Origin of the sequence: Marichromatium sp. AB31, assembly GCF_003718685.1 — a bacterium.
Lineage (GTDB): Bacteria > Pseudomonadota > Gammaproteobacteria > Chromatiales > Chromatiaceae > Marichromatium > Marichromatium gracile.
The window spans coordinates 46,191-54,939 of sequence record NZ_RHFI01000020.1 but is presented as its reverse complement, the minus strand read 5'-3'; the positions used below and the strand labels follow the sequence as shown (position 1 = coordinate 54,939).

7 protein-coding genes are annotated in these 8,749 nt (G+C 69.9%); 4 read left to right on the top strand and 3 right to left on the bottom strand.

All coding sequences use genetic code 11. The features are described 5' to 3' along the window. Window positions 1–56: 56 nt before the first annotated feature. The 3 genes from EBL84_RS13320 to EBL84_RS13310 are packed head-to-tail and all read right to left on the bottom strand — an operon-like array spanning window position 57 to window position 4,841. Window positions 57–3,185, bottom strand: coding sequence for an efflux RND transporter permease subunit (locus EBL84_RS13320; protein WP_223807017.1), 3,129 nt, complete (start codon window positions 3,183–3,185; stop codon window positions 57–59). Then, complete coding sequence (locus EBL84_RS13315; RefSeq protein ID WP_123141263.1) at window positions 3,182–4,312, bottom strand: efflux RND transporter periplasmic adaptor subunit; 1,131 nt, start codon at window positions 4,310–4,312, stop codon at window positions 3,182–3,184. Before EBL84_RS13315 ends, EBL84_RS13320 begins: the two co-directional genes overlap by 4 nt. Before the next feature lie 58 nt (window positions 4,313–4,370). Continuing rightward, window positions 4,371–4,841, bottom strand: coding sequence for a MarR family winged helix-turn-helix transcriptional regulator (locus EBL84_RS13310; protein WP_123141262.1), 471 nt, complete (start codon window positions 4,839–4,841; stop codon window positions 4,371–4,373). 285 nt (window positions 4,842–5,126) lie between these two features. Between EBL84_RS13310 and EBL84_RS13305 the strand changes: the two genes are divergently transcribed. From EBL84_RS13305 to EBL84_RS13290, 4 genes are read left to right on the top strand one after another with little or no spacing between them, the layout of a single operon-like run. After that, window positions 5,127–5,585 carry a MarR family winged helix-turn-helix transcriptional regulator gene (locus EBL84_RS13305; RefSeq protein WP_123141261.1) on the top strand — a complete coding sequence of 153 codons (459 nt, stop codon included), beginning with the start codon at window positions 5,127–5,129 and terminating at the stop codon, window positions 5,583–5,585. Window positions 5,586–5,590: 5 nt separating this feature from the next. Continuing rightward, the gene (locus EBL84_RS13300) at window positions 5,591–7,615 is read left to right on the top strand and encodes an FUSC family protein (protein ID WP_123141260.1); all 2,025 of its coding nucleotides are present in this window, start codon (window positions 5,591–5,593) and stop codon (window positions 7,613–7,615) included. Then, entirely contained in the window at window positions 7,612–7,821 is a 210-nt protein-coding gene (locus EBL84_RS13295) for a DUF1656 domain-containing protein (protein WP_005220775.1), read from the top strand. The genes EBL84_RS13300 and EBL84_RS13295 overlap by 4 nt, the downstream gene beginning before the upstream one ends. Beyond that, window positions 7,818–8,720 (top strand): HlyD family secretion protein, encoded by a 903-nt coding sequence (locus tag EBL84_RS13290; RefSeq protein ID WP_123141259.1) that lies wholly within the window; start codon window positions 7,818–7,820, stop codon window positions 8,718–8,720. The genes EBL84_RS13295 and EBL84_RS13290 overlap by 4 nt, the downstream gene beginning before the upstream one ends. The last annotated feature ends 29 nt before the right edge of the window (window positions 8,721–8,749 follow it).

Sequence of the window (8,749 nt, the reverse complement as noted above, 5' to 3'; positions counted from 1 at the left end):
GGTTGCCGACGGCAACCCCGGCGCGGTGGCGGTTTGGTGTCCCGCGCCGCGCGGGCTCAGCGTTCGATGCTCGGCCAGTGGTGCGGGTCGTGCCGGGTGCGCCAAGTCGAGCGGCGTCGTGTCGCGCGCGTGCCCGGGGGTGCCTCATGGTGCGTCGCCTCGGGCTCGACGCGGAAGACGCTGGCATAGATCACCGGCACGACGATCAGGGTGAGCACCGTGGCGATGGTCAGCCCGCCCATGATGGTGACCGCCATCGGCGAGAAGAAGGCGTCCCACAGCAGCGGTGCCATGCCGAGCACGGTGGTGAAGGCGGCCATGGTGACCGGGCGCACGCGGCTGACCGCCGCGTCGAGGACGGCGCGATAGGGCGGCTTGCCGGCTGCGCGTTCGAGATCGATCTGGTTGAGCAGCACGATCTCGTTCTTCATCAGCATGCCGAACAGGCTGAGGAAGCCGAGCATCGCCATGAAGCCGAACGCCTTGCCGGCGAGCAGCATCGCCGGGGCCACCCCGACGATCACCAGCGGCAGGCCGAGGAAGATCACGGTCGCGTGGCGGAGCGAGTTGAACAGCATCACCGAGATCACGAACATCGCGAGGAAGGCGATGGGGAAGTTGGACATCAGCTTGGCGTTGGCCTCGGTCGCCGCCTCGTGCTCGCCGCCCCATTCGAGTCGGTAGCCGTCGGGGATGTCGAGCTGCTCGATCTGGGGGCGCAGCCGCTGGAACAGCGCCTCGGTGGTGCCCGAGACCGGCTTGCTCAACACCGAGAGGGTGCGCTCGCGGTCGCGGCGGCGGATCAACGGGTCCTCCCAGTCGGTGGTGGCGGTGGTGGTGACCTGTTCGAGCGGCACCCAGTGGTCGTTGGTCTCGCTCCACACCCGGACGTTGCCGAGGGTGTCGATCCGGGTGCGCTCCTCGGCCGGGGCGCGCACCAGGATCGGCAGCAGGTCGTCGCCGTGACGATAGGTGCCGACGCGCACGCCGGAGAAGTTCATCGCCACCGCCTCGGCGATCTCCGGGCGGGTGACGCCGATGCGCTGGGCCTGGGAGCGGGCCATGGTCATCACCTGCACCGGCACCGGCTCGCCCCAGTCGGTGCGCACGGTGCGGGCGTTGTCGTCGCGGCGCATGATGGTCTCGACCTGTTGCGCGAGGTGGCGCAGCACCGCGATCTCGGGGCCGATCAGACGCGCCTCGACGGCGCCGCCGCCGGGTCCGAGCTTGAAGGCGTCGGCGGTGACGGTGATCTCGGGGTGGTGGTGCTCGATGTGCGTCATCACCGTGCGCGCGAGCGTGGGGATGGCATGGAAGTCCTCGACATCGACGAGCAGCATGGCGTAGGCGCTGTTGGTCATCTCCGGCTCGTAGGTCAGCAGGAAGCGCAGCGAGCCGGCGCCGATGAACCCGGTGGTGGCGGTGACGCCCTCGAGCCCGGCGACGTGCCGCTCGATGGTGGCGAGGGTGGCGGCGGTGCGGTCGATGTGGGTGCCCTCGGGCAGCCACAGCTGCACCATGAACTGATCGCGGTTCATGTCGGGCATGAAGTCCTGCTGGACCTTGGAGAAACCGGCCATGGCCGCGACCAGGACCGCGAGGGTGACGCCGAGCGCGATCGGCCGATGCCCCAGACACCAGGCGACCAGACGTCGATAGCGGCGATAGAAGGCGGTGTCGGTGACGCTGCCCGTCCGACCGTCCTGCCCGACCCGCAGGAAGCGCGCGCAGAGATAGGGCGTGACGGTGATCGCCAGCAGCCAGCTCAGTCCCAGCGACAGACAGATCACCTGGAAGAGGCTCTCCAGCCACTCGCCGGTCATGTCGTCGGACAGCGAGATGGCGGCGAAGGCGAGGATCGCGATCCCGGTCGCGCCGAGCAGCGGCCACTGGTGCTCGCTGACCGTGGTCTCGGCGGCGCGGGTGCGCTCCATGCCCGCGCGCATCTTCTCGAGGATGTCCTCGGTGACGACGATGGCGTTGTCGACCAGCATGCCCAGCGCGATGATCAGCGCGCCGAGCGAGATGCGCTGCAGGGTGATGTCGAGTGCGCGCATGCACAGCAGCGTCGCCATGATCGTCAGCAGCAGCACCGCGCCGACGATCAACCCCTCGCGTGGCCCCATGAAGACCACCAGCAGCAGGATGACGATGACCACCGCCGAGATCAGCCCGTGGACGAAGCCCTGCACCTTGTCGCGCACGGTGTCGCCCTGGTGGGCGATGGCGTGGATCTCGATGCCCGCGGGGATGCGCGCGCGCAGCTCGGCGATGCGCTGGTCGATCGCCTCGCCCATGGCGATGACGTTGCCGCCGGAGACGGTGGAGATGCCGAGCCCGATGCCGTCCTCGCCGTTGCGCCGCAGCAGCTGGCTGGCTGGGGTGATGTCACCGCGGCTGATGGTGGCGATGTCGCCGATGCGCAACAGCCGCCCGTTGCCGCCCTCGACGAGTTGCTCGCCGAGTTCGTCGATGTCGCGATAGTCGCCGTCGACCCGCAGCCGCACCTGTCTGCTCCCGACCCTGACCTCGCCGGCGCTGGTCACGCGGTTTTGCTGGGCGATGGCGTCGAGGATCGTGCGTGGGTGCAGCCCGAGCTGGGTCAGTCGGGCGCGGTCGATCTCGATATAGACGGCCTCGTCCGGCATCCCCCAGAAGTCGATGCGACCGACGTCGGTACAGGTCAGCAGTGACTTGCGCAGGTCCTCGGCCACCTCCTTGAGCTCGGACTTTGAATAGCCCTCGCCGGTGAGCGCGAGGAAGACGCCGTAGACGTCACCGAAGTCGTCGTTGACCACCGGCGTGCCGCTGTCCGGCGGCAGCGTGCCGGCGGCGTCGCGCACCTTGCGCCGCAGCTCGTCCCAGACCTGGGGCAGGCTGTGCCTGTCGTGGGTCTCCTGGATCTCGGCGAAGATGATCGACAGCCCGGCGCGCGAGATCGAGCGCACCTCATCGAGCTGCTTGAGCTGCTGGATCGCCGTCTCCAGCGGATCGGTGACCTCCTGCTCGACCTCCTCGGCGGTGGCGCCGGGGTAGTGGGTGACGATCAGCGCCTCCTTGATCGAGAACTCCGGGTCCTCCAGCCGGCCGATGCTGGCGTAGGAGAGCAACCCGCCGATCAACAGCAGGATGCAGAGCAGTTGGGTGACCGCCCCGTTCCTGATCGCGATACCGGCGGGGTTCATCCTTCCAGCCCTCGCTTGCCGGCCAGTCGGGGGCGCACGGGCAGGTCCTCGCGCAGCGCGCGCAACCCGGCCACGGCGACCCGCTGACCGGGGCGCAGCCCGGAGAGGATCAGCATCTGACCGTCACGCAGCGGCCCGGGCTCGACACGGACGCGGCGCGGCGTGCCGCCGGCCTCGGGGACGACCCAGACATGGCAGCCCCCGTCGGCGTCGCGCCACACCGCCTCGCTCGGGACCCGGGTGATCACCTCGGTGGGCGCCCCGGTGGCGACCGGCGGCTGATCGATGTCGGTGCGCACGGTCGCGTTCATCCCCGGCAGGATGTTGATCCCCGGGGGCGGGGCCAGGGCGATGGTCAGGTCGTAGGTGCGGGTGGCCTGGTCCGGCTGCAGCCGGTACTCGTGGGTGCGCGCGGCGAACCAGCGCTGTCCCTCGACGTCGAAGCGCACCCGGGGGTTGCGCAGCGCCTCCAGTCCGCCCTGGGCGATCAGCCGCTCGGGGACCTGGATCACCACCTCGATGCGCGAGCCGTCCTGCAGCGAGAGCACCGTCTGGCCGGCGGTCACGCGCTCGTGATTCTCCAGGTGGCGCGCCGCCACCACGCCGTCGAAGGGCGCGCGCAGCACGGTGTCGGTGACCGCCTTCTCGCGCGCCTGCAGCTCGGCGCGGGCGATGTCCAGGGCCGCGCGCGCCTTGTCGTACTCGGACTCGGAGACCATCCGCTGGCCGCGCAACTCGCGGGCGCGATCGAGGGTGCGGTGGGCGTCGTCGAAGCGCGCCTGGGCGGCGCTCAGCGCATTGCGTGCGTCACGGTCGTCGAGCCGGGCCAGCACCGTGCCGGCGGCGACTGCCTGGCCTTCGCGCGCGTCCAGCTCGACGAGCAGGCCGTCGAGGTCGAAGGCGAGCTCCACGCGCCGGTTGGCGCGCACGCTGCCGGGGAAGTCTCGTGTCACCCAGGGCGTGTCGCGGGTGACGACGGCGGTCGGCACCGGACGCGTCACCTCGGTTGCGGTCGGTTGCGATGCCGTCGCCTCGCTCGACCAGTCCCCGTACAGCGGCAGGGCGAGCGCGGTCAGCGCCGCGAGCCCGGTCAGTCCCGCCGCGGTCCGTTTACGCATGATCGTCATGGTGGGGTCCTCCGGCGCAAAATGTTTAGGAGCTAAACCTTTTGCGCGAAAAAAAAGATCACTGCTCGCGCAGCCGTTCGTTCATCACGCCTTCCATGATGTCGAGTACCACCGTCACATCGTCGAGCTGCTCGCGGGGGAGGGCGGCGAGCCGTTCGATCAGCTCGGTCTTGGCCCTGCCGTGGTAGTGCTCGTGGGCGCGGAAGGCGCGCCAGCCGAGGTCCGTCAGGCTCAGCTCGAATTCCTTGTTGCTGTGCGCGGCCGCCCGCTTGGCGACCAGCCCGCGCTCGACCAGCCGGCTGATCCGCTGCGAGGCCGCGCCCTTGGTGATGCCGAAATGGGTGCCGACCTCGGTGACGTTCATCGTTCCGCGCTCGCCGATCGCCTCGACGGTGTGGATCTCCTTGGTGCTGAGATCGAGCCCGTCCTCCACCTGGATCGGCTGCTTCTCGATACGGTCGAGCTTGTTGAGCAGTCGCAGCAGGTGGCGGATCAGTGCGTCGATCGAGTCGTGTGCCGGGGTGTCCATGGGATTAATTGTATAGCTCCTAAACCATTTTGCAACAACCCGGATCACCGGCCCGGGGCCGGGGCCTTCCCGCCACGCCACGGGCGACTGGTTTGCTGCCCCGGGACCGGGAGTCGACCCGAAGCGTGGCGCCGCGCTGGGGTGCCTGCAGACGGCAAGAGGAAGAGGGCGCCTGGGGTCAGTGGCTGGGCGGATGGCGCGATCAGGATGATGCACCGCGTCCATTGACAGATAGTTAGCATGCTAACTAATATTTAGGCATCTATTGATTTTGTGGAAGCTGTCGTGACCGAGCACAGACAGGAACGGGAGCGTGCGCTGACGACACGGTTGGTGCGGCTGTCGCGGCTCTATCGTCAGGAGGTCAACCGCGAGCTGGCCCGCTACGGGATCTCCGACGCCCAGGCGGTGCCGGTGCTGCACATCGCCCGCGACGGCGGCGGCATGCGCCAGCACGCGCTCGCCGAGGAGATCGGCATCCGCGGCTCGTCGCTGGTGCGACTGCTCGATCAGCTGTGCGCGAGCGGGCTGGTGGAGCGGCGCGACGACGGCAGCGACCGCCGCGCCAAGACGCTGCACCTCACCGCCGCCGGTGAGGCCCTGGCCGAGCGCGTCGAGGCCGCACTCGGATGCTTGCGCGAGTCGCTGCTCGGGCCGGTCGCCGATGACGACCTGGCCGCGGCGTTGCGGGTGTTCGAGGCCCTGGAGCAGGGGCTGGCGGCGCGTGGCGAGGGCCAGCGCTGAGCCCCATGCCCAAGCTCTCGCGCAGTGCGCTGCTGTTCTCGGCCAATACCTTCGTCGCGGCGATGCTGGCGCTCTATCTGGCCATGAGCATCGGTCTGGAGCGTCCCTATTGGTCGATCATGACCGTCTATATCGTCAGCGGTCCGCTGGCCGCGGCGGTGCGCTCAAAGGCGCTCTATCGCTTTCTCGGCACCTTCGTCGGCGCCGCCGGCGCGGTGCTGCTGGTGCCGTTGCTGGTGCACGCGCCGCTGCTGCTGTCGCTGGCGATGTCGCTGTGGGTCGGCGGCTGTCTGGCGCTCTCGGTGCTCGACCGCTCGCCGCCGAGCTACATCCTGATGCTCGCCGGCTATACCTGCGCGATGATCGGCTTCCCGGCGGTGAACCAGCCGACGGCGATCTTCGACATCGCCGCGGCGCGGGTCGAGGAGATCCTCATCGGCATCGCCTGCGCCGCCCTGGTCCATAGTCTGGTGTTCCCGCGTCCGGTGGGCACGGCGTTGCGTGGGCGCATCGGTCACTGGCTCGGCGAGGCCGATCGCTGGGCGCTGGCGCTGTTGCGCGGCGACCTCGATCAGCTCGAACGCGACCGTGGCCGGCTCGCCGGCGCCGTCAGCGAGATCCAGCTGATGGCCAGGCACCTGCCGTTCGACACCTCCTTCCTGCGCGAGACCACCGTCGTGGTGCGTCAGCTGCGCGACCGGGTGCTGGTGCTGGTGCCGGTGCTGGCGAGCCTGTCGGACCGGCTCGCGGCGCTGCGCGCGATCGCGCCCGAACTCGACCCCGAGCTGCGCGGCCTGCTCGCGGCGCTGGCCGAGTGGGTCGAGTCCGGCGCACCGCGCGCCCGCGGCGAGGCGCTGATCGCCGAACTCGAGGCGGCGCGGACGTCGATGTCGGTGCGCGACTGGTACGGCTTCAACCGTTCGAGCCTGCTCACGCGCGCCATCGAGCTGGTGCGCGCGCAGGCCGACGCCCATGCCCTGCATGCCTATCTGCAGGACCCCGAGGGACCGCCGCCGCGGCTGCTCGGTGCCGGGCGGGCGAGCGAGCGCCGCCCGTTGCATCGTGACCTCGGGCTGGCGGCGCTCTCCGGCGCGGCGGCGTTCGGCGCGGTGCTGCTGTGCTGCGTGGTGTGGATCTGGAGCGGCTGGCAGGAAGGGGAGTCGGCGGCGATCACCGCCGCGATCACCTGCTGTCTGTTCGCCGCGATGGACGACCCGGTGCCGGCGATCCGCAAGTTCGGCGTCTATCTGCTGGTGGCGATGGTGCTCGGCGCGCTCTATCTGTTCGTGCTGATGCCGGCGATCGGCGGCTTCCCGATGCTGGTGCTGGTGCTCGCGCCGACCCTGCTCGTGGTGGGCGCGATGATCCCCGATCCGCGTCTGGCCTTCCCGGCGCTGTCACTCATCGTCAATCTCGTCAATACACTCGTGATCCAGGACCACTTCTCCGCCGATTTTGCGCGCTTCGTCAACATCAATCTCTCGCAGTTCTTCGGCGTCTTCGCCGCGGTGCTGGTCACCCGCACCCTGCGCTCGATGAGCGCCGAGGTCAGCGCCCGGCGACTGCTGCGCCACACCTGGGGCGATCTCGCCCGGGTCGCCGGGGGGCGTGACGATGACTCGGCGGTCGATCTCGCCTCGCGGCTGGTCGACCGGGTGGGGCTGCTCAGTCCCAAGCTCGCCGCCGCCCGCGCCGGCGATCTCGAGGGACTCGACATCCTCCGCGAGCTGCGCGTCGGCATCGATCTGGCGACCCTGCGCGCGCTGCGCCGGCGCCTGCCGCAGCCGATGGTCGTCGAACTCGACGGCCTGCTCGACGGGGTCGGGGCCTGCTATCAGGCGCGGGCCCTCGGCGCACCGGAGCCGCCCGGGCCGCCGTTGCGCGAGCGTCTCGACCGGTTGCTCGGGCGGTTGGCGCGGGGCGATCTGGCCGCGACCGGGGCGCGCGGGCTCTGCGCCCTGGTCGGGCTGCGGCGCAATCTCTTCCCCGAGGCCGCGCCGCCGGTGCCGGTGGTGGAGGGCGCGGCATGAGCGGTGAACTCAACCTGTTCGGCGTCTATCTGCACGCGGAGCTGGTGACCAGCGCCATCGCGCTGGCGCTGACCCTGGTCCTCAACCGGGTGCTGATCCACCTCGGTCTCTATCGTCATCTCTGGCACCAGGCCCTGTTCGAGGTCGCCGTGTTCGTGATCCTCTGGGCCCTGGTGGTGAAACTCTCCTCATCCTGGTTGCTATGACTCAAGCCTTTCTGTTCCCGTCCGCCACCTGGCAGCGCATCCGCCGGGTCGGCCTGACCCTCGCCGCCGTCGCGCTCGCGCTCCTCGCCGGCCAACGGCTGTGGATCCACTATCAGGTCGAGCCCTGGACCCCCGACGGGCGGGTGCGCGCGGATATCGTGCGTATCACCCCGGACGTCTCCGGGTTGGTCACCGAGGTCTTCGTCACCAACGACCAGCGGGTGAAGGAGGGCGACCCGTTGTTCCAGATCGATCGTCGACGCTATGTGCTGGCGCTGCGCGAGACCGCCGCCGAGATGCTGGCGCGGCGGACCGATATGGAGCAGGCGCGGCGCGATGCCGAGCGCGCGCTGGCGCTCGGCGACGTCATCTCGACGGAGGACCGCGAGGACAGCCTGTCGCGCCAGATCCTCGCCGAGGCGGCGTTGACCCGCGCCGAGGTGGCGCGCGATCTGGCCTCGCTCGATCTCGCCCGCACCACGGTGCGCGCCCCGACCGATGGGGTGCTGTCGGACTTCGCGCTGCGCGTCGGCGACTATGTCACCGCAGGCACGCCGGTGCTGGCGTTGATCGATGCCCGCTCCTACCGGGTCGAGGGCTATTTCGAGGAGACCAAGCTGAGCCGGATCGAGGTCGGACAGCCCGCGCTGGTGCGGCTGATGGGCGAGCAGCGCACCCTGAGCGGTCATGTCCAGAGCATCGCCATGGGCATCGAGGATCGCGATCGCGGTGCCGGCGACAGCCTGCTGCCCGACGTCAATCCCACCTTCAGCTGGGTGCGTCTGGCCCAGCGCGTGCCGGTGCGCATCCGCCTCGACGCCCTGCCCGAGGACGGACTGGTGGTGGGACGCACCGCAACGGTGATCGTGTTGCCGTTCGACCAGGCGGCCGGGCGATGACCGACCCTTCCGCGGCGTGATCGGTCTCT